14 protein-coding genes are annotated in these 25,121 nt (G+C 52.1%); 2 read left to right on the plus strand and 12 right to left on the minus strand.

What is annotated here, in order from left to right:
- Positions 1-184 precede the first annotated feature (184 nt).
- From M3194_RS04300 to M3194_RS04335, 8 genes are all read right to left on the minus strand, one after another.
- Complete coding sequence (locus M3194_RS04300; protein WP_251651793.1) at positions 185-2,029, minus strand: DUF2264 domain-containing protein; 1,845 nt, start codon at positions 2,027-2,029, stop codon at positions 185-187.
- Positions 2,020-3,177, minus strand: coding sequence for a glycoside hydrolase family 88 protein (locus M3194_RS04305; protein ID WP_251651795.1), 1,158 nt, complete (start codon positions 3,175-3,177; stop codon positions 2,020-2,022). Before M3194_RS04305 ends, M3194_RS04300 begins: the two co-directional genes overlap by 10 nt.
- A 14-nt stretch (positions 3,178-3,191) precedes the next feature.
- Positions 3,192-5,021, minus strand: coding sequence for a hypothetical protein (locus tag M3194_RS04310; RefSeq protein ID WP_251651797.1), 1,830 nt, complete (start codon positions 5,019-5,021; stop codon positions 3,192-3,194).
- A gap of 12 nt (positions 5,022-5,033) precedes the next feature.
- Positions 5,034-6,635: a response regulator transcription factor gene (locus tag M3194_RS04315; protein ID WP_251651799.1), complete on the minus strand. Its 1,602-nt coding sequence runs from the start codon at positions 6,633-6,635 to the stop codon at positions 5,034-5,036.
- On the minus strand, positions 6,628-8,445 hold the full coding sequence (locus tag M3194_RS04320; RefSeq protein ID WP_251651801.1) for a sensor histidine kinase: 1,818 nt from the start codon (positions 8,443-8,445) through the stop codon (positions 6,628-6,630). Before M3194_RS04320 ends, M3194_RS04315 begins: the two co-directional genes overlap by 8 nt.
- Before the next feature lie 71 nt (positions 8,446-8,516).
- Positions 8,517-9,932, minus strand: coding sequence for an ABC transporter substrate-binding protein (locus tag M3194_RS04325; protein ID WP_251651803.1), 1,416 nt, complete (start codon positions 9,930-9,932; stop codon positions 8,517-8,519).
- A 139-nt stretch (positions 9,933-10,071) separates the two neighbouring features.
- Positions 10,072-10,914, minus strand: coding sequence for a carbohydrate ABC transporter permease (locus tag M3194_RS04330; RefSeq protein WP_251651806.1), 843 nt, complete (start codon positions 10,912-10,914; stop codon positions 10,072-10,074).
- 22 nt (positions 10,915-10,936) lie between these two features.
- Positions 10,937-11,869 carry a carbohydrate ABC transporter permease gene (locus M3194_RS04335; protein WP_251652136.1) on the minus strand — a complete coding sequence of 311 codons (933 nt, stop codon included), beginning with the start codon at positions 11,867-11,869 and terminating at the stop codon, positions 10,937-10,939.
- Positions 11,870-12,484: 615 nt separating this feature from the next.
- Here M3194_RS04335 and M3194_RS04340 point away from each other — a divergent pair.
- A complete protein-coding gene (locus M3194_RS04340; RefSeq protein ID WP_251651808.1) occupies positions 12,485-14,686 on the plus strand; it encodes an Ig-like domain-containing protein in 2,202 nt (733 codons plus the stop codon).
- Between the two features lie 88 nt (positions 14,687-14,774).
- On the opposite strand, the gene M3194_RS04345 is transcribed toward M3194_RS04340, so the two are convergent.
- The 3 genes from M3194_RS04345 to M3194_RS04355 form a co-directional block, all read right to left on the minus strand.
- A complete protein-coding gene (locus M3194_RS04345; RefSeq protein ID WP_251651810.1) occupies positions 14,775-15,167 on the minus strand; it encodes a VOC family protein in 393 nt (130 codons plus the stop codon).
- Between the two features lie 207 nt (positions 15,168-15,374).
- Entirely contained in the window at positions 15,375-21,983 is a 6,609-nt protein-coding gene (locus M3194_RS04350; RefSeq protein WP_251651812.1) for an S-layer homology domain-containing protein, read from the minus strand.
- Positions 21,984-22,117: 134 nt separating this feature from the next.
- Complete coding sequence (locus M3194_RS04355; RefSeq protein ID WP_251651814.1) at positions 22,118-23,476, minus strand: MFS transporter; 1,359 nt, start codon at positions 23,474-23,476, stop codon at positions 22,118-22,120.
- Positions 23,477-23,621: 145 nt separating this feature from the next.
- Between M3194_RS04355 and M3194_RS04360 the strand changes: the two genes are divergently transcribed.
- Positions 23,622-24,449, plus strand: coding sequence for a helix-turn-helix transcriptional regulator (locus M3194_RS04360; RefSeq protein WP_251651816.1), 828 nt, complete (start codon positions 23,622-23,624; stop codon positions 24,447-24,449).
- Between the two features lie 86 nt (positions 24,450-24,535).
- Here M3194_RS04360 and M3194_RS04365 read toward each other — a convergent pair whose 3' ends face one another.
- Entirely contained in the window at positions 24,536-25,087 is a 552-nt protein-coding gene (locus M3194_RS04365; RefSeq protein WP_251651818.1) for a hypothetical protein, read from the minus strand.
- Between the last annotated feature and the right edge of the window lie 34 nt (positions 25,088-25,121).

Consider the following 25,121-nt stretch of genomic DNA (forward strand, 5'->3'; position numbering starts at 1 on the left):
GCCATTTTTATTCATTTCAGAAACAGAAAAACAACAAGATCACGAGAAGCACGTAAAGAACAAGAACAAAGGTCGTTAACGATGGCCGGCGGCCGTTTGGCGCGGTCATGCTTTTCATTATTGGCATTCCCCCAATAGGCTTCTGCCAACATCGTATGCAGCTTGGGCGGAGGCGGTTCATTTTTTACAAATCGATGATGATTTCTTTGCCGGACGGACTGATTGCTTTGATCCGATCCGGCTCGACGGACAAGCCAATCCGGTCACGCCATTGATCCGGACTAATCTCCTCTTCGGCGCCGGGTTCACCATAAACGGCGGAAACCAGGACATGCTTACCCGGTTTGAGCTTCGTTAAAAGCGTAGGGATGGATGTCCTTTGATGCATCAGGTTGGTGTTGGATTGAACCGAGACCAGCTCTGCACGTTCAAAGCCTTGAAGCCCCGTTATCCCGCTGCTGCCAAATCCGGTGCGGCCGATCACGCTTCCTGCTTGTGTGCTTACTTGCGGCAACGAATCGAGCGGAAGGGCGAAACCGCCTTCGGCTGCATCCAGCTCTCTAGCCGTCTCAATCCGGTGAATCCGCAAATGCCAAGGCAAGCCGGCAAGCAGGTAAGTCTTGACCGTCACATCCCGCCAAGGCTTCCACACGGAGGTCAGTACATCCCCGTCAATATGGGTTTCCTCATTTTTACGGCGAACGCGGTACAGGTTATCGCCCTCGCTTAAGGCAAGCATGGAGTCATACGCCCCCTGAGACAAGCCCCATTCTGCCCGCGGCACGCTAAAACCAAAGGATGCGGAGTATACAAACTTCTCGTATTTCGCCGATGTATGAGTATGCTCGTTTGTGCTCCGGTGGCCGGCGTTAAAGGCAGCGATATGATCCCTTTCGCCGTGTCTGCAGATCACGAGATGAGGGGCCTTCTGAACCGATATTGCCGGAAGCTCGGGAAGCGGAAGCTCTTCTGCCTGCCAGAGAGGATGATCATCCGGCAGCGCCAGCGGCAGAAAGGCTTTAAACGCCCAATAGACGGATCCCGGAGCATTATAATTTTCTGCCATGATCAGGTTCGGATAGCTGTATCCTACCGTTAGCACGCCGTCGGATGAGAAAATCGGCTGGCTCAACCACCAGCGCAGATGGCGCAAATAAAGTCCCTTGATCACGCCAGGCTCAAACGGCTGAACGCCGGCGAATGCGTACGCGCCCCATAAGGCTCCCTGCGCAAAGCGGTAAGTCAAGCTGCGCCCGTAAGGGAGAGCCCTTCCGTCTTCGGAGAACCAGTTCGCGAATTGCCGGGCGAACACAGCGCCCCGCTCCTCGAAGCGTGCTGCCCGCTCCGGATCCTCTTCCTTCATAAGCGCCGCATAGATCAGTCCGCAGTAATGGAAGGCTAGGGGCACATAATAATCGCTGTGGCCGTTAACGCCGTCCTCGAACCAGCCGTCTTCCAGGTAAAAATCCTCAAGACGGTTCAGATTCGAATCCAGCTGATCCTTCGCGTACGGCAGCCCAAGCTTATGGAAACCCACATTGACGAGCACATGGAAGAACAGCCAGTTGCAATCATGCGATTTGTGACTGTTAATCTGGTTCAGCCAATCATAGAAACGCTGCTTCGCGCGATCGCTCAGCGGCTCCCACAAACGTTGCGGAGCAATGGCTAACGCAAGTCCAAGCGAAGCCATCTCCACAAGTCGCTGATCGTAATCCGCTACCTTCCCCCAATATTCCGCGTGCGCGGGATCGGTCCCGTTCGTAATGCCTTTCAGCACTAACTGCAGCAGCTCCTCATCAACCTTACCGCTTCCTGCCGCCAGGGGCGCCAGCCCCCATATGATGCGCGAGAAGCCCTCCATTTGGGCGACATCCGGAGACTGGCCCGCACCTGAACCGTTCAGGCCAAGGCGTGCTCCCCCTGCGGAATAGTACGGCAGGAGCGGCTTCGTCAGCTGGCTGAACGCCAGCTCCAGATCCGCTTTGGTGCGCAGCGGGTTAGCTGCGATCGGCGACTTTACTCCCATGGAATAGTGACGCCTCCTCTAAGGCGAGCAAGACCCTCCACAAAGAAATAATCGCCGTAAATGAGCGGCACATCCATATTTTTGCGTTCCGGGTAATGACTTGTTCCGTGCAGAATAAGACCTTCTTCGCCATCCTGGTCAAACGAGCCGTAGTTCTGGTACAAGGACTTCAGAATCCGCTCCCCGGCGTTGCGGTAGCCGGACGCTTCCTCTGCCGGCACCAGCTCGGCCAGCAGCAGCAAGCCGCATGCGGCACATGCACCTGCGGAAGAATCTCGAAGCCATTTTGTCTCCTCCGGCGCGCGGAAATCCCATACCGGCACGCTGTCCTCCGGCAGCTGAGACAGGAAGAAATGCGATACTTGCTTGGCCGCATCCAAAAACTCTTGCCGGTCCGTATGTTTAGCTGCCAGCGTCAGTCCGTATACCGCCCACGCCGTTCCGCGGGACCAGGCAGACTCCGGTCCAAAGCCTTGGCCGCCGATATATTCAGCCACTTCGCCGGATTGCGGATCAAAGCGGACGATATGGCGAACCGATCCGTCCTTGCGGATAAAGTGCTTCAACACCGTGTCCATATGCGCTTCGGCCAGATGGATGTATCTGGAGTCGCCTGTCTCGCGGGCTGCCCAATGCAGCAGCGGCACGTTCATCGCGCAGTCGATAATCGCCCAGCCGCTGTTGTCCTCCCCTTCGCTCCAAGGATTCCAAGCGCGGATAAAATTGCCCTTCAGGTTAAAGCGTCCCATCAGATAGTTCGCTGCTTTGAGCGCTCTTCTGCGGGATGCTTCTCCGCCGTTCAGTTTATAATTGATGACGCTCGTCAGCGTCCACATAAACCCGATGTCATGATCCAGACGGTCATAACCGTCCAGAACCTCGTCCAGCTTCAGCTCGCACTCTTCAGCGATTTGGCGGAAGGGCAAATTGGCGTCCCCCGCTCCCTCATGAAGCAGCCACAAGAGACCCGGCCAGAAGCCGGCTGTCCACCAATGGGGAGCTTCAAGCACATACGTGCCGCCTTGGCTGGCATGAGGGAACCCCGCGCCAATTCGGGCGCTTGTCCGCAGCACCTTGCTCACCGTTTGTTCCCAAGCTTCGTTAACCCATGGAGCGGCTTCAATCTGACTTGCGGCAGTTATGTTCATCGTTCGGATTCCACCTATTCTATAAATTTGAAGTTGAGTGCAAAGGTTTGGTCAAGAGATGCTTCGTCTTTCGAAATCAGATAAATACGATAATAGCTTTCTTCCTTGCCCGAATGATTGGAGTAAGGACGCTCCGCAATCGAAACCTCCAGACCCTGCGGTTCATAAGACAGCATTACCGCATGGCGGCTGCCCTTGAACAAAATCCGGCCTTCCGACTGTATGATGGGCACACATTTGCTTACGATGACCTCCGTAATCGCCCCGCCGGCCTCGCGGAACTGGAACGTATCCGTCAAGTCGAGCTCGGGCAGTCCGGATTTATGCCAGGCAAATTGCCTCTTATAAGAGGCCATACCGCTGTCAGGGTAACAGGCTACAAGCTCCAGCCCGAAACGGTCCACGGTCTCTCCAAGCTCAATCCGTGTTACAACCGCCGCACTTTCAGCGCCTACCGCCTGAAGCTGTCCCTTAACAATGGGCAAAGAATGCCCCTGCGCTCCCGTACATTCATATTCATAACGGCCTTCACCGAAATACTGCGCCGTATATTCCCCGCTTCCCAGATCTACGGCAAACGCCGGGTCATCATCGGCAATCAGAATAAAATGACCAACGTCGATATGATTATGCGGCTCATGGTTATGTCCGCCTTTGGCCGCAAAGCCAAAGCTGCCTGCCTCGCTGCTGACTCGCGAAATCAACCATTGAGCATCAGCCAAATACGAGCTTCCGCTTGCCCAATCCTCTAGTCTTGAAGCATCCGGCCTGTACCAGACCAGATTGCGAAGAGCATGGGCAAAGCGGCTGCAATGATCGTCGGTAAAGCCTGCGCGGATAGTGATCGGCGCAAAGGCGACTTCTCCGATATGAGAGGCCAAATAGTCGGACAAGCCGATGTTTACGCTTACAAAGGATGCGGCATCCGAGAAGTTCGCTGGGCGGTTACGCACGAGATAAGCTTTTTGCTGGAACCTGGCGATTGTCCGCACATGCTTGGAATCCAGCAAATCCGCCCTGCCGCCGGAAGCACGCTTAAGAAGATCGGCGAAATACACATAGTAACCAAAGCCGTAATTCCAGTAACCCGGCCCTTCCGCGCAGGCACCGTCTTCTCCAAAGCCGGATAAGTAATGGCTCATCGTTCCTATTGCCCGATGAATGATGGCCGCTTTCCGTTCATGGTCCAGCTCAAGCAGCAAGGCTGCCGAACCGATCGAGCCCGCGCATACCGCTGCCCAGTTATGGTCGGCTGTCTCCCAATGGTACGAAGGATATTGATCATCCAGATACGGAACAAACAATCTTCGCTCAATCTGTGCGCGGACGGATTCCCTCAGCTCCGGCGGCAGCGTTGATTCCGTAAGAGTCAAAATCTCCGCCAAAGCAAAACCCGTCTCGGAAGCAAACAAGTCGATATGGCGGTCAACCGACTGTCCTCTCATATGAGCAGGCAGGCACCAGGTCATCTCCTCCAGAATGGCTTCAATCGTTTCGATCAGAGCCTGGCGATATTCGGAGGCTTCAGGGTAAAGGCAATGCAGAAGAGCAAACGAGGCAAGGCGGCTTCTACGCTCGAAATACAAGCCTTCGTAGCTGATCCGGTTCCCCGTTGTCTCAAACAGCTCGTATATTTCTTGACTCAGCACAGGAATCGGGCGGTCAAGCAGACGTTCGCCCTCCGCTTTGATCTCTCCGATCATCCCGGAGTATGCCGGGGCTTCGGCTATGCCCTTCCAGTCCACCTTGTTCCCGGAGTACGTATACAAATGGCTGGCGGCCTCCGGCTGATCCTTCAGCCAACCTGCCAGTACTTCCTGCTGCCATTCATCGATCACTATCAAGCTACACTCCCCCTAACCGCGGTATTCCGTTGGTGTTAAGCCGGTCTGCGTCTTGAATGTCTTTATAAAATAACTCTGGTTATCGTAACCCAGCATCTCGCAAATCTCGCTTACGTAATAATTGGTCTGATCAAGCAATTCCTTGGCGCGTTCGATCTTCTGATCGGTCACGTACTCAATAAAGGTCAGGCCCGTCTCCTTCTTGAAGAAGCGGCTGAAATAACTCGGATTCATGTGCAGATGAGCGGCTACTTCCTCGAGCGTAATCCGTTTGCCCAGATTCATCGATACATATTTGCAGGCTTCCGGCACTTCCCGGCGTTTGCTGACCGGCAGTGACTCTTCTCTGGCGGTAATGTACGACTGGAGCTGGGTATGGAACCACTCAAACAACCCCCATAACGAGTCGAAATACACAATTTCCTTATGCAGCTTCTCAGCGGTTAGGGTCTGAGACGCTAGCAGCATGGCATGCAGCTTCAGTCTCATATCGATCAGAAGCTTCAGCACCCAGTCCCGCACTTCCTCCGAGGCGTACTTCTCCTTGCGGATGTGCGTTTCCCATTTGCCGGCCAGAAGCCTGATTTTCCCGCCGTCCTTCGCCATAATCGCTTCGCGGATTTCCGCGGCTGCCTGATCGTAGTTCGCAAGCAGGCCGGATGCTTGCTCCGCATCCTTCTGCCACTTGGTCATTTCCCCTTTGGACAAATAAAACCGCTGCTCATCCGCCTTCAGCAAATTGCATAACGCCTGCTTGAGCAGCTGCGGATTGTCGCAGCCCGTTCCGATCAGGAAAGCCATTTGAATCTTAAGCACTTGCCCCAAGGTCCGCTGCACGGTCTGAAGGCTGGACTGCACCTGATCGTAGACATTTTGCTTGAGGCCCGGCTTAAACGAGAACAGCAACAAGGATTGCCTGCTGCTGTAGCCGATATGAACCGCGCGGAGCGGCAGCTCGGCCAGCAGTTCTTCCATCACATTGCCGATGGCAAAATGCAGCGTCTGATCCGAATCAAACCGGTTCTTGATCAGATTGTAGCTCTCGATAAAGCCGGCAACGGGCAGACATAACTCTCCGGACTGGAATAACCCGTATGACCCGAAGTCTCGCTGCCATTGTTCCCCGGAGATAAGCGGCTGCTGAACAAATTCCCTGAACAGCTTCTCTTTACGCAAATCCTGCGTCTCGCTCACCATTCGCTTCATCCGGTTTTGTTCCGACAGCATTTGCCGCTCGCCGTCAAAGCCTTCCTTAAACTTCTGCAGCAGCCCGACCAATTCCTCCGGATCAAGCTGATCCTTGAGCAAATAATCCTGCACGTCGAGCCGCATCGCCTGCTGCGCATATTGGAACTCGCTATGACAGGATAAGATCACTATCCGAACCGAAGGATTCAATTTCTTGACTCGTTGCGCCAGCTCCAGTCCGTCCATCTTGGGCATCCCGATATCGGTGACGAGAATATCCGGTATCTCCTCCTGCACATGCTCCCATGCCGCGAGTCCGTTCTCATGCTTCCCGTACAACTCAAGACCAAGCTTCTTCCAATCCACCACTTCCGATAACAGCTCAATTACCGGATAATCATCATCCACGAGCATCACTTTATACATGAGGACGCCCCTCCTCTCGAATAGGGATATGCATCATAACGCGTGTTCCCTTATCGCTGTCTACGGTAATATGAAAGGCATCGCCAAACATGATCCGCATCCGTTCCGCGACATTCGCCACGCCAATCCCGGACATTCCGGGACCTCTTGAGCGCCCGCTCTCCTGCACAACCTCCAAGCCCGATCCCGCAGCCGTCAGCCGCGCTCTGAGCCGCTCCAGCTCCTCTGCTTCCATTCCTATTCCGTCATCTTCCACCGCCAGCTGGAGGAAATGCTCCGCCCGCGCCGCCGTTATCCGAATCGTGCCGGCACTTTGGTTAAAGCCATGTATAAGGGCGTTCTCCACCAGCGGCTGCAGGATAAACCGCGGAACCCTGATATCAAACGAGGTTACGTCCACATCCACTACGAGCCGCGCTTCTTCCTTCTGCCTCAGGTTCATGAGCTCTACGTAATGCGTCAGCAGCTCAATCTCCTCATGCAGCAGAATAGCGTCCTCATCCCGGCTGATCGTCATCCGGAGCAGCTTGGACAAGGAGGCAATCATCTTGGCACTCTCCTGATCACCGCCGCGCATCACTTTCATCCGGATCGAATTAAGCACATTAAACAGAAAATGGGGGTTAATCTGCGCCTGCAGCATCGCCAGCTCTGCCTTGCGCTTGCGCGCGTGAGTAAGCGATACCTCGGCTATCATCTCCTTAATGCGGTCGAGCATTTGGTCGAACAGAAACCCTAATCTTCCGATCTCATCGGCTCCCCGGATACTGGACCGTACTTCCAGATTCCCCCGCTGCACGCTCGAGGCTACCTTCCCCAGCTTGATCAGCGGCTTCGTCAGCTGCCTCATCAAGACGAGCAGCAGCATCAGAAAGACGATAAAGGAAATGATCTGGAACAGAAATACCCGGTTAAAGATCGAGCTGATATTTACAATCGCATCCTGATAAGGCTCCGTTGCCACCAGATGCCAGTCATTAAAGGACAGATCGGCGGTTGTCAGCAGGAGCTTCCTGTCTTCGTCTCTAATAATAGAAGATATGGCATGCGGCTCTCTTTCCTTCATCTGCCTGCTGTATTGAAACATGGTATCAACCTGCGCCGGATCGGGCGAAGACAGAATCCTGCCTTCCCCGTCTACAAGCACAACCTCCTGGCTGCCGCTCAAGCTGCCTAATATGCGGCTGAATTTATTTTCCATCATCGTTACGATGACGTAGCCGTAAATTCTTGTGCTGTCAAACCGGAGCGTTCTTGCAACCGAGATTTGATAAGGACTGCTTATCCGGTCGTAGGGAAAAATCGTCGGCGACGTGCTCACCCAATAGGACTGCAATCCCGTCAGCTGCTTCAGATTGTTGAACCAAGGCTCCTTCTGGAACTGCTGCGGATTCACTTCGTCCTTGGAGTAGTTCGTAAAGGTCTCTCCGTTGGTCAGTATAATCGTGATGTAGCTTTTCTCCCCGATATACGTCAGCGTCTCGAGCTGCTGCATAATCCGGTTGGTTGCCGTAAATTTATCGTAAGGCTCAAGCTCGGCGTTAAGCATCTTAATAAAGCTGGACTTCATATCGGAATTTGCCTGAAAATAATTGGCGGTGTTGAGCATGCCCTGGAACAGATTATTGACAGAACCGTTAACCAGCTGCATGGAATCGGTCGCATTCTCCTTCGCCTGCTGCTCCACGGCTTCGCGGGTCAAGGAGTTATAGATCAGCATCGTTAATACGGCTGGAATGAGAATGCAAATAACAGCGACAAGCGAGAGCTTCCCTCGCACAGAGTGAAAATAAGACCGGATGCGGTACATCGCAGATGTCCCCCTCAGATAGAAAAGGGGGACAGTCATTCCCGTCCCCTTTGGATATTCATTATACCTTATTATTTTTTGTTCGCTGCAATAATCTCGTCTACGCGTTTCTTCGCGTTGGCAACGGTTGTGTCGATGTCCTGATTACCAAGGATCAGCTTCTCGTACTCTTCGTTAATTGCTTTGTATACTTCGGCCTGGTAGGAAGCAGGCGCAATAATTTCGGTTGCTTTCGAGTTCACGAGCGTATTTACAAGGCTTTCTTTGTCAACAAGCTCCGGATTTTTCGTGCCGCTCAGGATCGCGTCGATAATTCCCGCTACCTGGTCGTTGCTTACTCCGTTCCAAGCCGGAATGTTTTTGCCTTGAACGACCTGGCCGTCCGTTGTGTACCAGCGAACGAATTTATAAGCTTCCTCTTTGTTCTTGGAGCTTTCCGATACGGCTACATAGTCGGTTGTTACAGGCGTGATGCCGGATTGATCGCCCGCGTTGTTTTTCGGGAATGGGGCAACCGCTACATGGAAGGTCAGCGGCAATGTATCCGTTCCGCCGATTTCGGTGTTCATCCAGGAGCCGATGGTCAGCATGCTTGCCGATTGGTTAAAGAACTGGTTACGGTAAGCCAGCTTTTGCGAGATCATGTCCGAATAAGGAACCGAGGATTTATCCTCTTTCTCCATTTTTACGCGAAGCTCGAGGGTTTTCTTGAAGTTAGGATCATCCAGGTTGGACGTTCCGTCTGCTTTCAGGAATTCCGAGCCGGTCGGCTGATTCTCCATCATCAGCTTCAGGTACTCCATCCAGCCGCCGTTTTGCGGGCCGTGGAAGTACGTGCCGTAACGTTTGGTTGCTCCTTCGCCTTTTGTCAGCTTCTTCGCGTAGTCCGCATATTCATCCCAAGTCCAGTCCGTCGGAACCGCCAGACCCGCTTCATCCAAGTTATCCTTGTTCAGAAGAACGTACCAAGGATTGAATTTGCCAGGCAGTGCGTACACTTTGCCGTTCAGATGAGTATCAACCTTGTAGTCCTCTTCTACCTTGTAGCCGTCTGTCGCGAGGAATTCATCTAGCGGAGCCGCCATTCCAAGCGCCACGCGTTGTGCATAGCCGGCCGCGTCGCTGAACATCATAACGTCGATCTGTTCGCCGGATGCTACGGCAAGATCGAGCTTTTTCATCGATTCCTGCGTGTCGCCTTTTTCGCTCAGCTGTACCAGCTCAACCGTAACATTCGGATTTTTCTCATGGTAAGCATCAAGGGTTGCTTTCCAGTTGTAGGCTTGCTCCGTTCCGTAAGTATACAGGCGAAGCTTTACGGGATCTCCGCTGGCAGTCTTGTTGCCGTCCGTGTTCGTGCTTGCTTCCGTCGAAGCGTTTGCGTTTGCGTTCTTGTTGCCCGAATCATTGCCCGAGTTGCCGCAGCCTGCAAGTACTCCGGTCAGCAGTAAACTAATCGCAAGTCCCGATGCCCATCTCTTTTTCATTTCTAAATGCCCCTCTCTGAAATGCAAGGTTTAGGATGTTGATAGTTTTCATTATAGTGAGCGGCAATCAAGGTAGGATGAAACTATCTTTACCTAAATTGCAACAAATTCGACTTTCTTGCTAACGCTTTCATTACCGTTACCCTTTAACGCCGCCTAGCGCAATCCCCTCGATTACACTCTTCTGTCCGATAATGAAGACGATCAGGAGCGGCAGAATCGCCGAGACGGCAGCCGCCATAATAAGCGAGTAGAATTCGCCGCTAAGCGAAGTGAACTTCTGCATGGCCAGCGGAATCGTAAACAAGCTGTCCGTACGAAGGAAGATCAGCGGGTTCTGGTAATCATTCCAGGTCCAGATGAAGCGCAGAATCGCATACGTTGCTACGGCCGGCTTCACAAGCGGAAGAGCAATGCTCCAGAAGATCCGGAAGTGGTTCGCACCGTCAATTTTGGCCGATTCGATATATTCCTGATGCACGCCCATGAAAAACTGGCGGAGCATAAACGTACCCAATACGCTGAAGCTGCTAAGAAGAATCAAGCCCCACAGGCTGTCGAACAGCCCGATCTGTCGGTACAGGATAAACTGCGGAATAAGAATCGCCTGCCCCGGCACCATGTACGTGGCAAGGACAATCAGGAACAGGAAGTTGCTGCCCTTGAACTTGATCTTCGAGAAGCCGTAAGCGGCAAGCGAGGAGAGCAGTGCCGAAATAACCGTTGTCGTAACGCCTACTTTAATAGAATTGAGATAGTATTTCCAGAAAGGATAATCTCCCACCCATACTTCCTTATAGTTCTCTATAGCATGCCATTGTCTTGGAATCCATTCAATCGGATACACGAATACATCTTTTTCCAACTTAAAGGAAGTGATCAGCATCCAGATAAAAGGCAGCAGGAAAAGGATGCTGATGGCGAGCATAATGACGGTTATAATGCCTTTGCGCCAGCTGAAGCCTCTGTTTGTCGTTTCCATGTAAGTACCGCTCCTTCCGCGATTAATAATTAACCCATCTCTTCTGTGCAAGCCATTGTCCAAAGGTAATAAGAAGAACGAAGATAAACAGCATAACGGCAATCGACGAAGCATAACCAACCTTCAGATTTACAAATGCCGTATCGTACAAATACCAGACCATCAGCGACGTTGAGCCGATTGGTCCGCCCTGCGTCATAACCGCGATAATATCGAATACCTTAAACGTTGCGATGACGCCGGTTACGAGCAGGAAGAAGGAAGTTGGCGACAGCAGCGGGAATGTAATGCGGGCGAATTTGACCCAGCCGTTTGCTCCGTCAATATCCGCCGCTTCGTACAAATCCTTCGGAATCGACTGCAGACCGGCGATGTAGATAATCATGTTAAAGCCAATCGATGTCCAAACGACGATCATCATAATGGAAATGAGCGCGAAATGCGGATCCGCGATCCATTTCGGCGGGTTGCTGACGCCCAGCGTATGCAGCACTTGGTTGATTGGGCCAAAGGACGGCTGAAACAGAACCTGCCATACAACCGCTACCGCTACGACGCTCGAAATGTAAGGCATGAAGTAAGCCACCTTGAAGTAGCTTTTCAAATAAACATGGCGGTCGATCACGACGGCGAGCACCATGGAGATCAGCATGTACACCGGTACAGCCAGCAGGAAAACAAAGTTATTGCGCACCGAGCGCAGGAACTGATCGTCATGGAACAACTTCTTGAAGTTGCCGAAGCCTACCCAGTCGATCCCTTTCCAGCCTTGAACAAAGTTCCAGTCGGCGAAGCTGAGTACGATTGTCGCAACAATCGGGAGCAGGACGAGAATAAATACGCCAATAAGCATCGGACTCACGAACAGCCAGCCGGCAAGCGTCTCTCCGCTTTGCAGCGAGCGTACTTTTTTCGGCTTCTCCAGCTTGCCCATCACTTGTGGTGAAGTCTCCATCATAAGCACCTCGAATTTCTTAGAATATAGTAGGAAGTTGTGAAGTTGTTTTTATTATAGAGAATGAAAAAGCGCTGCCTATGCCGTTATTTTTACTTTTTTCTTGTTAGAATTGACTTCTTGCCCGCGGTAATGAGCAAACGGTCATTCGATCCCGTCAGCATTGCCTCGGAAACTATTGTCGTTCTAGCGAATCGAGGATAGCTCAAACAAAAAGAAGCTGCCTCTTCGTCAGCCGAAATGACGATGGGACAGCTTTTGCGTTGTTGTATGGCTTCTTGTTCGTTAACTTAATCCGGCTGCGACATAACGGACAATTAAAATGAGTTTTGGATTTATATTAGAATCCCCATCTCTCTTTGAAGTCCTATTATTTCCATGTGCCTTTGCAACTAAAGTTACTCCCTTTTCGTTAAGAGATGTAAGAAAAAAATACCATGCAAGGAATCTGTTCTACGATTTTTTGACGAACACCATGAAAGCGGAAACCGGCCTCCGGTTTCTTTTTTATGTTTACATATAAAAAATATTCGGCGTTTATGGTTCATTTTTTCCCCTCAAATGCCGTTAACAATGAAAGTAAGTAACATTTTCCAAGGAAAGGGAAGGGATGTAGTGAAAGAAAACAGCAAAGAGATTCTGTCGTTCAAGTTGGCCCGCAGATGGCTGGCTGCCGCGCTAGCCATGACGCTGATCATGGGCAGCATGGCTGGAGCCGTATATGCAGCTGAGGATACGGTAACCGGCATCGAATGGAGCTACGCGGAGTCGGATTACAATAGCGGCACGTCGTCGCTGGAAATGTTTGTAGAGGACGACAAAGTCGAGCTTACCGTTCTCGCGTCCATATCCGGTTCGGCATCCAAAAAAGACGTAACGACCGATGCAGCATGGAAAACATCGAACAGCTCTATCGTCAAAGTAGACAAAGGCGTATTAAGCGGTGCAGGCAAAGGAACGGCCACCATTACCGCTACCTATAAAGGCTTCTCCATATCCATTAAAGCGTCTTCGGATTATGTGTACGATCAAGTCACCATTATGCAAAATGGCCAAGCCGCTCCTGCCGCTATAGATAATGTGCTTCTGGGAGAATCGCTTGTCTTCACTCTCGATGGAGACGGCAAAAATATTAGCGACGATGCGACTTGGAGCACATCCGGTTCTTCCGTCGCTACCGTTGATAAAGGCCGAATCACGCTAGTTGGCGCAGGCACGGCTACCATTACAGCGAAGTATAAAGGCAAGACGGATTCTATCAAACTGACCGTCGCATCGCCTTACAAATCCATCTCGATCACACCGGAAGCAGCCAACGATCTGTTGGAACTTGAAGTCGGCGGAGATGATTACGAATTGGAAGCTACCGCCGTGCCAAAAACGGGCGGGACGCTGGATGTGACCGGCGATGCCAAATGGACTAGCGCCAATACGAAGGTTCTGACCGTGAGCAAAGGCGTCATTACGGCGGTCGGCGCCGGCAAAACGACCGTTACGGTATCCCATCTGGGAGTAACCGATACGCTCACCGTCGTCGTTCGGACTCCTTACCAATCCATCAAAATTGCTCCCGACAAGGAGTACCACCTGCAATTGCAGGACGCGCCTCTGCAAATCAAAGCCGAGGTACTGAGCAATTCGAATGTTACTTCGGACATTACAAACGATGGCAATTGGACCTCGTCGGATCTAACCGTCGCTACAGTAGCGCAAGGTAAAGTGACTGCAAAGGCCATCGGCACGACAAAAATTACGGTGTCTTACCGTGGCGTGAGCCGCAGCATTGACGTAACCGTATATCCGAGCATCACGAAGCTGAGCGTCGAAAAAACGACGATTGACGGCTTCAAAGGCATTGAAGGCGAACTGCCGAAAGTAACGGCAACTACGTTCGACGGCTCCAGCATCGACGTCTCCAAGCTTGCGAAATGGACGGTTTCGGATAATGAAATCGCTGATCTCAAGGACGGCGTCTGGACGGCCAAGCAGCTTGGCGAGACAACCTTTACGGGTACCGTGCAGGGCTTGAAGGTTGAAGTGAAGCTTACTGTTCATTTGAAGCCGATCAAGCTATTGGCAGAGGTCGCGGATCTCAGCATTATCCTCGGAAAAGCTACCGCTCTGCCAAAGGTGAACGTCGTTTATGAAAACGGGGAAGAAGCCGATATTTCGGAATCTATCGAATGGAAAACGACCTCCGACAATATCGTTCTTTTGGAAGATACGGTCAAAGGCCTGGAAGCGTCTACCGTTACGATGACGGGCACATACCTGAACAAAACCGTCACGGTTCGCGTCAAGATCGAAGAAGAGATCGTCAAGTTGGTTGTCGAACCAACAAAGCTCGAGCTCAACCCGGGCCGCTCCAAGTCGATTAAGGTCACGGGTTACTACAAGAGCGGCAAGAAAGTATCTATTGGCACCAAGATGAACTGGGTCGTTGGAAGCGAAAAAATCGCAACGATTAGCGGTTCTTCATCCGTTAAGGCGATCAATGTGGGGACGACCAAAGTAACAGGCACTTATCAAGGCAAGACCGTTAAAGTCCCTGTCACCGTTACGCCAAAGCTTAAATCGCTGCAGCTTTCCAGCAAATCCGCTCAGATGTCGATCGGCGGTACGCTGACAGTCAGCCTGCAGGCTATCTACTATACGGGCAGTCCGGCAAACGCAACAAATAGCGCCGTATGGACTTCCTCGAATACATCGGTAGCAACCGTCGCTGAAGGCAAAATTACGGCGGTCAGCAAAGGCAGCACCACAATTAAAGCCGCCTTTGGAGGCAAGACAGCCTCTATCCGGGTCTCGGTGAAATAACGCGCCTTCCTGTATAACAAACAGCCCTGCCGGTAACGTCATGACGTTGCCGGACAGGGCTGTATTAATAAGTCTCCATATAAATCTCTCAAATCTGTTGCGCAATTTCCCAGACATGTCCTGCCGGATCTGTGAAGGCAGCCGTGCGTACCCCCCACGGACGGTCAACCGGACCGTTAAGAAGAACAACTCCTCGTGAATGTAATTCGTTGCATACCGCATCCACATCCTCCACCCGAATGGTGAATTGAAAGCGAGATCCGGATTCGCGGCTTGCGACTGCTCCAGGCTCTATAAGACCGTATGCTTCGGAAATATTCAGGAGGTTAATGCTCATATTCCCGAAGCTGAACACCGCAGACACATCGTCTTCATATACAGCGGACAATCCAAATACGTCTTGATAGAACGCCTTCGTGCCTTGCAAATCCTCCACAAATACCGTAACCACATCAACATTCATCTGACCTAAAATGCTCATATACACACCTCTTCATTCGGATTTTCAATCAAACCATTTACTCTACTGAATTTCAACATGACTAGGATAATTGATTCCTCTCTATGAGAAAATTCCTTGCCGCCTGCCATTTCCCTGCTTTTGGTAAAGGTTTTAAAAAAGGTTATATCTAACGAAAAGCGACCGTGCAGGTCTGGTCTGCACGGTCGCTTTTTTTGTCTTCCTCTTTTACGAATTTAATAGTCCTGCAGATACCAGTAAGCGTTTCAATAACGTGGCCGCTTCGGCGCGGGTCACGCTGCCGGCCGGTACAAAGGAGCCGTCCGGCATGCCTTTTAACAAACCTGCCCCTGCTGCCTTGCCAACCGCGTCGGCTGCCCAATTCGAGATTTGGCCGGAATCCTTATAGTTCAGATCTGCCGCAACCAGCTTGCTGCCTGTTGCCAGCTCCAGTGCCTTGACCGCCATGATGGCCATCTCTTCGCGGGTTACCTTGCTGTTTGGGCGGAAGGTTCCGTCTTCATAGCCGTTAATGATGCCAGCACCCGATGCTAGTCTAACTGTTTCTTCATACCAGCTGCCAACGGCTACATCCTTGAAGGTACGCGCCTCTCCGATCTGGCGGATACCGAGCGCACGGACGAGCATGGCCGCGAATTCGGCGCGGGTGACAGCGCGTTCGGGTTCAAATTTGCCCATGGTTACGCCATTCAGAATTCCTTTGCCGGCAAGAAGAGCAATATCCGCTTTCGCCCAATGGCTGCCGGTATCTGTAAACGCGCGATCGAGTCTAGCAGCGGTATAAATGCTGTTGCCCATACTCTTAATGGCAAGAACGGTTTTGCCGTCTTTCGCTGACCTAACAGCCGGTACCGGGCTAAATGTACCTGCAGACGGATCGAATACCAATACGGTTAATTGGGCTGCCTCCTGCACGTCTTCAACCGTCATTGTCCGCTCGACGTAAGCACCGCCAAAGCTGGTAACCACAACGGTCTGCGCACCCGATTGAACCGTAATGCTGAAGTCAACCGCATGGCCAACCGTCGTTATGTCCTGATCTGCTGCTTCTTTGTTCAGCTTGGCAGCCAGATCGGCGGGAGGCGACTGAATAGAGAAGGTCCAGATCGCATTTGCCGTATCGGTTATACCGTTAGCCTTCAATATCTGGGCAAGCAGCTTCAACGGGAAGGTATAGCTGCCCTGCTGGTTTTTCACCACCAGCACCGTGTCCGGCTTGGAAGCAGCCAGCTCAAGCAAAGCCTTCACCGTAAACTTGGCCTTGCCGGATGCGGCAGAAGCACTGACATCAATGGTAACGAGCGAATGTCCGCCGCTTACTTTGTTTTTCACGGCTGCATCATTGTCTTCGGCCTTTTCAGCTGCCGGTATGGCATCTGTTCCGTTGCCGCCCGAATTGCCATTAGGATTCGTACCGGTATTACTGTCTTCTTTCCCCGTAACCAGCAGCGTAAATACTCTTGTCGCGCCGTTATAAGAGACGGCGACTCTCACCGTACCGGGACGTGCTGCATGTAACTCTCCGTCATCCAGATAAGCAACGTCATTGCTGTCTGTCGTAATGATGGCTTGATCCGTCACTTCTTCTCCATTGCGGTTATAGACATGAACCGATGCGGAAGTCCCTTTCTCTAACTCAAATGGACCGGTACGATCCTCCCCTACTACGAATTGGAACGGCTTCAGCAGACTCGCAAAGCCAACGTTAAGTTCCTCGAACGCAAAGCCAGGGTTCGTATCATTAACGACAGCGATTCGTTCACCGCGAACGATAAGGTTATCGGCAATAACCGAGCCTTTTACATTAGGCGTCACATCCACGCCGTTTGTACCCGCTCCGTCAATAACCGTGTTCTCAATAGAGACACCGTTAATCCCGAAGTCGCCATGGACAATCAAACCGGCATACGTGCTGTCGAGGGCCGTGTTATTGCGGATATATACCGTCCCGTTCAAATCTTTCTCGCTTGCAAATACCCAGATTGCGCCAAGGTTGACGCCATAACCGGTATCATAGCTGCCCGTGCGGATCAAAGTATTTCGCTCTACCACCGTTGTACCGCTGAACGGAACCGGATTGAAACGCGTGGATACCGCAACGCCTGCACCGTTGGTAATGGTGTCTTTGGCAATATTGTCCGTCATCTTGTTATCCTTGCCGCCGAAAATAACCATATTATCGGCCAGCCATGGAAGTGATACGGTGTTAAACCGCGCCGTATTATTCACGCTGGCTACGCCTTCTGCCGACCACATGGCAATACCGTCATCGCCCGGATAACGAATATCGCTTTGCTCCAGCATGCTGTTGCTTGTTCCGACGCAGAAGTTAATGCCGTCCGCCATCAGATTGCGCATCCGAATACCAATCATATGCAAGCTGTCGGTGAAGCCCGTGCTGCCTTTCAGACGCGTCAGCCATAGACCTGTTTTGGAATGCTCAATCCATACATTCTGAATGACGGATCCCGGTCCAAACTCGCCTTCAAATCCATGCGTGCTTGCTTCGTCATCGCGAACATTCAAATCGCCGTCCACAAGCAGATCATAAACCTCGATATGTCCGCCATCCCCGATAAACCGTGCACCAAGAAGGGTTGTGTACCACATACCCGCCCCGCGGATCGTTACGTCGCTTACATGCAGCAAGCTGCTGCGAAGCTCAAAGGTACCCGCCGGGAACCAGACGCCTTTGCCCGCTGCCTTGGCTGCTGCCATCGCTTCGTTAAAGGCAGCCGTATCATCCGTGCCATCATCAGCGGTTGCACCATAATTGGCGACGGACAAGAAGCCGTCCGGTATCGTTAACGGATCCGCAACCTGCTCCATATCGGCCAAATCAATGACATAATAGTCTGCCGTGCTATCCGCATCCTTTTCCAAACGGATCGTTGCGCCGGCAGGCACGTCGCCAATCAAAGCATGAATCTCGTCAAAGAAGCGGTGCGCGCTTCCCTGCTTCGGATCGTTGGACCAAGGGTAGCTGCCGTACTCCCAAGCGTATTTGGAGGTCAAATTCAGCTTTTGCTTGAATTCGCCGTTCACGTAAAGGCCTAACGTTTCCTGCAGTCCGCTTCCGTCCGCGCTGTCCGGGATGGCATACCGCAGCACGATAGAGTTAGCCGGATCGGTAAGAGTAAACTCTACATAGTCGCCGGTCTCCCCAAGCTCAACCGCCTGTCTGCCGGACGCTTCTGCAGCCATCTCGCGATATACTCGCGAAGGCCCGATAAGGGTTGCATTGGTTGCCGCATGCTCGGCTTCATAGGATACGTATGGGACCGTCGCCCCGCGATAGGCAAGATTGACCGCATCTTCAACGGACAACGAGTCGATGGAGAGGCTGCCGCCGCCTGTTCCTTTTTGCAATGTCACCGTATTAATGCCTGCGCGGAGATCAAGCGATACCTCTGCTTCCTTCCAGCTGGACGCTGCCGTCATATTAATCGCATTAACCGGAATACCGTTAACGGTTAATTGAAGAGCACCGCCTTGACTTGCCAGGTAGCGGATGGAAGCTTCATAAGAGCCCGCATCCTCTGCATTTACAACAAACCGAATAAGGTCGCCTTCACTCGCCATGCCTGCCGCATAACCTGTGCCGGTGTAACCGCCCGTAAGAACGGCTGTTGTAATGCTTTGACTGCGGAAAGCATTCTCTGCCTCATAGATCACTTTGTTCTCAACCGGAGTTAAGCTCCATAATGCGGACGATGCTTCTTCGCTATACTGAAGCTGGCCGCCATCCACATGCAGCGCTCCATTCTTCTCGGCCGCGTTGGTCAAAAGGTAACGCCTCAAACGTTCTTCGATCACCCATTGCTCGGCATCCGTTATTGCCGCACTGTCTTTGAGCGAAAGATCCAGCGACAACAGCTTGCCCGTTGCCCGGTTTTTGATCAGCTTGCGGCCGTTATAATCCTGCAGCAGCCATTCTGCGCTTGGATTGCCCGTACCGGAGCTTGCGGTTACCGCCGCATTGCCGTTTGAACTCGCAAGCTTGTTACCGCCAGCACTAATCGTCACGAAGTTGGTATCGTCAAAGATGGGGGTACCGGTCACTTCATTGCGCTCGTCACCCATAACCGGCGTTGTAAAATGCTCCGGCGCATTCTCGAAGCTCCACTGGAGCGTTCCGAAGGAAGCCGGGAACAAGCCGCGTTCCGCATAACCCGCACTATTTTGCACATTAATATATTCATCGTCAAAGCTTCCGTATAAGCTGCGGATAAGATACGTTGCGCCTTGCGGCTCTATGGACCAGTCCGCTTTTGCAGCTGCAGCCCCGCCTTCTCCGCTCGTAATATACCGGTAGTTGTCGTCAACGGAGATGTAATGGTTCGTTACCCGGTTGCGGATGCGGTAAGATCCGTTATCTCCTTGGAGCAGCCAATGCGAGTAGCCGTTATCAACGGCCACATCGCCGTACAACACGACGCCGCCGTGATTCTCATACAGGAACTGGCCGGTTGCGGCATTTTTGATCCGGACAGGAACGGCTGGCAGCGGCGCTTCAGGCACTTCTGCCTCTTCTACCGCAAATTGCCCTTCGTCGTTGCCGGCAACAAGCTTGCTTACCTTCGCGTAGCCTGCATCGTCACCGCCTGTCTCATAGACAAAATGGCCTGCCCATGCGCTCTTGATATTGACATAGCCCTCGCTTGCGCTGTCCTGCAAGTACCATTTGGCGCTGCCCCATTGCGGGTAGATGCTTTCGGCTTGCAGCTTGAAGTCCGGCGCGTCCTGTTCTACCGTGCCGCCTACGCCTTCCATGGATACGTAATGGCCGGTTGAGAGGTTTTTCAGCCGTACCGATCCTACGCCGTCACCAGCGTCTTCCGGGAACCAGACCGATGAAGAATCGGACTCCGGAACGTCAGCAAATTTCAACTTGCCCAAATCGTCCGAGCCGGCTTCCGTAACTTCATGCAGATAACCACCCGTCAGCTTGCTCTTGATCCGAATGTTGCCCGGTGCTGCCTCCGGCACATTAATAAAGCGCCAGCGCGGGCTTCCCCAGTTCGGATTAATGATGCCGTACTCGGCATATTTGGTCAGGTTCTGCAGATTCACGTATTTCTGCGAGCCTTCCGCATCATTGGAATCAAGAACGCTATGAATCAACCTCGAACCGCCGCCCTTATCCTCGATCACCCATACGGCGCTTCTCCAATCATCTTCCACGTCGGATACTTTTATGTGACCATCCGTTACATTCTGCAGGTTGATGTAATGGTTCGTCTCCCGGTTCTTAATCCGCTTGCGGCCCTGGAACCGCTCCACGACCCATTGATCCCGCTGATCCTCTCCCCGCAGGTTGCCGTATTTTAAGTTGCCCTGCAAATCTTCGTACAGATACATGGACTGCCATTCATTCATTATGCGTACGAATTGCGGTGAACCGTCTGTCGAAGCCGAAGGGTCCGCAAGCAGCCACTGCGCCGGATTGGTATCCGGATCAATCGTTCCCGCCTGAGCCGCTCCTGTTGCATCGGCGTTGTGCAGATAACCTCCCGCTGCATTTTGAATAGTTTTGTAATCGTCATAGATGTTGGAGGATGCCAGAGTCCATTGGTAAGAAGCATCAATGGCCGCCGGCTGATCCGCCGTTAATGGATCGGTTGGTTCGCCCGCACCTTTCCGAATATAATGGCCGGTTGCGACATTGCGGATAAGCGTCCTCCCGTCATAATCCTCAATGACCCACTGATACAGATAATTGCCCGCATTCGTGCTGTCTAATGCCCCGTATTGCACTACGCCGTTATTCTCATACAGATAAGAGGCTCCTGCCGGATCGTCGGAATAGCTGGCTATCCGAACGGGCTGAACGTCTGTTGCCATATCAATGCGCCATTGCGCGCTTCCCCACGAAGGCTGCGCCCAGTCATTGGCGCGAACGTTGGTATCATCCGGGAATTGGGTATTAAGCACATAGCTTAGAGGCGTTTCCCCCGAAGCCGCGTATACGTTAGTGAACGTAACGAAGCCCGCGCTAGCTGCATCCGCCATCGTCCATTCGCTTCGCGTGCCGTCTTGAGCCGTTGCTTGAAGCTGCATCCAGCCTTCGGCACCTTGCGTAATGTAGTGTCCGGTTGCGCGATTTTTCAGCCGGATCACCGAGCTGCCGTCTTCCTTCGTTAACGCCGTCTCGATATACCAGTGAGTTGTCTGGTCGGTAATTCCGCCCGCCGCCCCAAATTTGACGAATCCTTCCGTATCCTCGTACAGATATTGTCCAGCCTTGAACTGATTCATGATTCTTACGGGAACACCTGCCGGGTCAACGGGCTCCAAAGCCCATTGCGGGCTCTCGAACGTGATATTAATATCACCGCTGACCTCCGCGAATCCCAGCTGGTCCTCCTGATGGATAACCAAGTTCGCCGAGGGATTGCCGGCATTCTTGATAATAACGTATCCGGCACGGCTGGAATCGGCAATAATCCATTGATCATCCGCCGTGCTGGTTGCAAGGCTTCGGCTGTACAGAGGATCCCTGCGCTGATCCGTATCCTCCATTGTGATGTAATGACCGGTTGCGCGGTTCTTGATCCGCGTCACACCGCCGTTTTCCTCCATAAGCCAATGCGAACTCCCGTTATCAGCCGCGGTAAACCCGTATCGGACAATACCGTCCGAGCCCTCATACAAGTAATTGCTCTTCCATTTATTCTTAATCCGCACATAGCTGTCTGACCCGCTGCTAACCGTACTGACTGCTTCATTGTCATGATCCGCCGCGTATGCCGGAAACGCCGTAAACAACAGCAGCAGCGCCATCAAAGCAGACAGCATTGCCTTGCTTCGTGCCATTCATACTCCCCCTTAAGTCCTGTTCAAGGATTAGTTGCATCTATCATCTTAAAATGTAAGTGCTTTCAGGACGAGGTGTAATATTGGGAATATTAGGTGTTATATTAAGATACTTGCCAATAGGCAGATTTCCTCTAGCTCTTCTTGCCGATTACGGCAAACGAGAGAAGGGCACCTCCTGTCAGAATGACGGTTATCAGGATAAACGACTCATGCATGCCTTCGATAAACCTATGACCGTCGCCAAGAACAGCGCCAAGCCATGCAACTCCAAGCACGGACCCCATCTGCCTGCTGGCATTCAGAGCACCGGATACGGCACCTGTCCGTTCCTTCTCCACCGATGACATCACAGCGGCCATCAAAGAAGGGATGGCAAGAGATACTCCTATTCCCATCAAGAGCAAGCCCATAAAGGTCCATGCGTAGCTCGTGTTCAGATTCGTCCAAGCCAGAAGAAGCGTTCCCCCTGCTCCAAGGCTGAATCCGGCTGTCATCGGCATCTTTGCTCCGAAGCTGCTGACCATTCGGCCGGTTAATATCGGGTTAAAGGCCAGAGGAAGCATCATGGGAAGCAGCGAAAGTCCTGCCGTATGAGCGGATAACTCTTGTACCTGCTGGAAAAACAAGGGCAATATAAACAAAACGCCGGACAATCCCAGATTAACGGCCATGCCCCCAAGCAAGCCGGCCGACACGGTTGTGTTCCTAAATAACGACAGAGGAAACAATGGGGCCGTCCCCTTGGCTTCAATTAAGACAAACAGGATGGCGGAAAATACCGCCAGTCCCATCGAACCCAAAATGGCAGGCGAACGCCATCCGTAGATTTGACCCTCCATTAGAGCGAAGGACAGAGCCGCAATACCGGCAATAGCGGTTATCTGTCCTCCAAGATCGAGGCTTCTCTGCACGGAACGCGGGGTCTCACGTGCCAGAAAGCAAGTAAGCAGCAGACTGATTCCGGCAATTGGTATGTTCAGAAGAAAAATGCTCCGCCAACCGAAAGAATCGGCCAATAGGCCGCCGATAACCGGGCCTGCCGCCATAGCCGCCCCTGTAACCGCAGTCCAAATCCCCAGCGCCTTGGCTCGTTCTGCCGGCGAGGGATAGGCATAAGCCAGCAGAGCAAGCGAAGCCGGAAGCAGGGCAGCTCCCCCGATCCCGAGGATTGCCCGCAATCCGATCAACAGACCTGCCGATGGGGCAGCCGCCGATGCGCCCGACGCAGCAAGAAACAGGAGGATTCCACTGATATAAACGCGTTTGGCTCCCAGCCTGTCTGCGAATAAGCCCATAGATAATAGACAGCCGGCAAATGCAATTGTATACGCGTTAACCACCCATTGAAGATCAATAATCCCTCCTCCCAGATCAGCATGGATAGCCGGGAGGGCAACGCTAACGACCGTCATATCCAACAGCACCATAAAATAGCCAAGCGATAATCCAAGAAGCAAACCGCTGCGGCCGAATACGCTTTGTAATTTCATATCATTCCCCTACCTTACTCTTCATGTCGAATTCTCCTAAAGTGTATAATGGATCCCATAAGAGATTAAGATGAGGCCTTATCCTAGGAGTTGTTCTCCTACGATAAGCATTCGATAATCGGAATAAGAAAGAAGGTGGCGTAAGATGGATGACTCCGTAAGATTAAAGGAGCTCGCGCAGTTTCTGCGGACGCGGCGTGCCCGCCTGTCTCCCGAACAGGCGGGATTGGAAGAGAGCGGACGCCGCCGGACACCGGGGCTCCGACGCGGAGAGGTAGCTATGCTGTCAGGGGTTAGCGTAGACTGGTATACCTGGCTGGAGCAGGCTCGCCCCATCCAGGTATCCACGCAGGTATTGGATAGCATCAGCCGTGCTCTTCGGCTGGATGCCGATGAGCGGAAGCATTTGTTCCTGCTTGCGCTGCCGCAGCTGCCATCGGAATTGACAACCGTAGAGCATGGAATTAACGAGACCTTGCAAAGCTTCCTTGATCATCAAGGCACGAGTCCTGCTTTTATAACCGATCAACGCCTAATTATTAAAGCCTGGAATAAGGCCGCGAATGCCGTCTACGGTCCATTTGAGGAAATGACGGAGCGGGAAAGAAACACGGTATGGCGTTCTTTCCATCTGCCCGGCGTCCGGCAGCTGCTTCGGGAGAACTGGGAGAAGCACGCCCGGCACCGGCTTGCGCAGTTCCGCGCCGGCTACGGCAAATTTCCCGGCGACCCTTGGTGGATGGAGATGATCGGCGAGCTTCAGCGAACTAGCGAGGAATTCCGGGAATGGTGGCCGCAGCATGATGTGCTGAACGGCCCGGAAGGCAAGAAAATCAACTACCATCCGGAAGCTGGAATTTTACAATTTAACCAGCTTTCTTTTATCGTATCGGATTCGCCTAACTATACCGTCACCATTAATCTGCCGGCAGACGAACAAACCGTCTCCAAGATGGAGCAGCTTCTTCCCTAGTCAGCTCATGGCCAGCAAAAAAAGCCTTCCCCCCGCTCCGAATAGAAGCGATGGGAAAGCTTTTTTCTATAATCGAATTGCAGCTTTTATGATATGCTCGGATACTGCCCCAGGATCTCGTCACTTTGGGAATACGCAATAACAATGGAATCTGAAAGCTCTGCTTGGTCTATTAAAATGAACCAAAATCTTTCTCCCGATCCATATTCGACGATAGGACATGAATATTCGCTGCCATCTCTCCCCTTTAACGTCATCCGTTCAATTTCCGGGTCAAATATTTTCCCGTAAAAGATTCCCGCATATTGAGGCTTTTCCTCCCGCAGGTCGCTATAAGGCCAGCCAAACTTATGGTTCTTTGGCGTTACCGAAGTAGAACCTCCATCAAAATGCCAACCGAATAGATTCTTCTTTAATCTCGCAATGCCAAAATACTCTTCGTCTGTTCCCCATTCATAAAATGCAATCGCATTCCTTTTCCCTATTACCTCAACGTCGGCAATCGTTGCCATTGGCTGGTTTAGAGAAAGTGCTGCTCTTTCCATTCCTTTCTCGCCACTTCGTCGAATCCCTATAAATGAACAAATGACTATCACGGCAATTAAACAAGCAGCCATCCATTTTGATTTCTTAGACAAAAGAGCCCCCCCTTCCATATAACCCCATTATTGG

It is taken from the genome of Paenibacillus glycanilyticus (genome assembly GCF_023715145.1).
Classification (GTDB): Bacteria; Bacillota; Bacilli; order Paenibacillales; family Paenibacillaceae; genus Pristimantibacillus; species Pristimantibacillus glycanilyticus_A.

Excerpts from the sequence above, each read along its gene's own strand:
- M3194_RS04325 (WP_251651803.1), bottom strand. The coding sequence starts at position 9,932 with ATGAAAAAGAGATGGGCATCGGGACTTGCGATTAGTTTACTGCTGACC.
- M3194_RS04350 (WP_251651812.1), bottom strand. The coding sequence starts at position 21,983 with ATGGCACGAAGCAAGGCAATGCTGTCTGCTTTGATGGCGCTGCTGCTG.
- M3194_RS04305 (WP_251651795.1), bottom strand. The coding sequence starts at position 3,177 with ATGAACATAACTGCCGCAAGTCAGATTGAAGCCGCTCCATGGGTTAAC.
- M3194_RS04300 (WP_251651793.1), bottom strand. The coding sequence starts at position 2,029 with ATGGGAGTAAAGTCGCCGATCGCAGCTAACCCGCTGCGCACCAAAGCG.
- M3194_RS04315 (WP_251651799.1), bottom strand. The coding sequence starts at position 6,635 with ATGTATAAAGTGATGCTCGTGGATGATGATTATCCGGTAATTGAGCTG.
- M3194_RS04320 (WP_251651801.1), bottom strand. The coding sequence starts at position 8,445 with ATGTACCGCATCCGGTCTTATTTTCACTCTGTGCGAGGGAAGCTCTCG.
- M3194_RS04330 (WP_251651806.1), bottom strand. The coding sequence starts at position 10,914 with ATGGAAACGACAAACAGAGGCTTCAGCTGGCGCAAAGGCATTATAACC.
- M3194_RS04355 (WP_251651814.1), bottom strand. The coding sequence starts at position 23,476 with ATGAAATTACAAAGCGTATTCGGCCGCAGCGGTTTGCTTCTTGGATTA.
- M3194_RS04335 (WP_251652136.1), bottom strand. The coding sequence starts at position 11,869 with ATGGAGACTTCACCACAAGTGATGGGCAAGCTGGAGAAGCCGAAAAAA.
- M3194_RS04345 (WP_251651810.1), bottom strand. The coding sequence starts at position 15,167 with ATGAGCATTTTAGGTCAGATGAATGTTGATGTGGTTACGGTATTTGTG.
- M3194_RS04360 (WP_251651816.1), top strand. The coding sequence starts at position 23,622 with ATGGATGACTCCGTAAGATTAAAGGAGCTCGCGCAGTTTCTGCGGACG.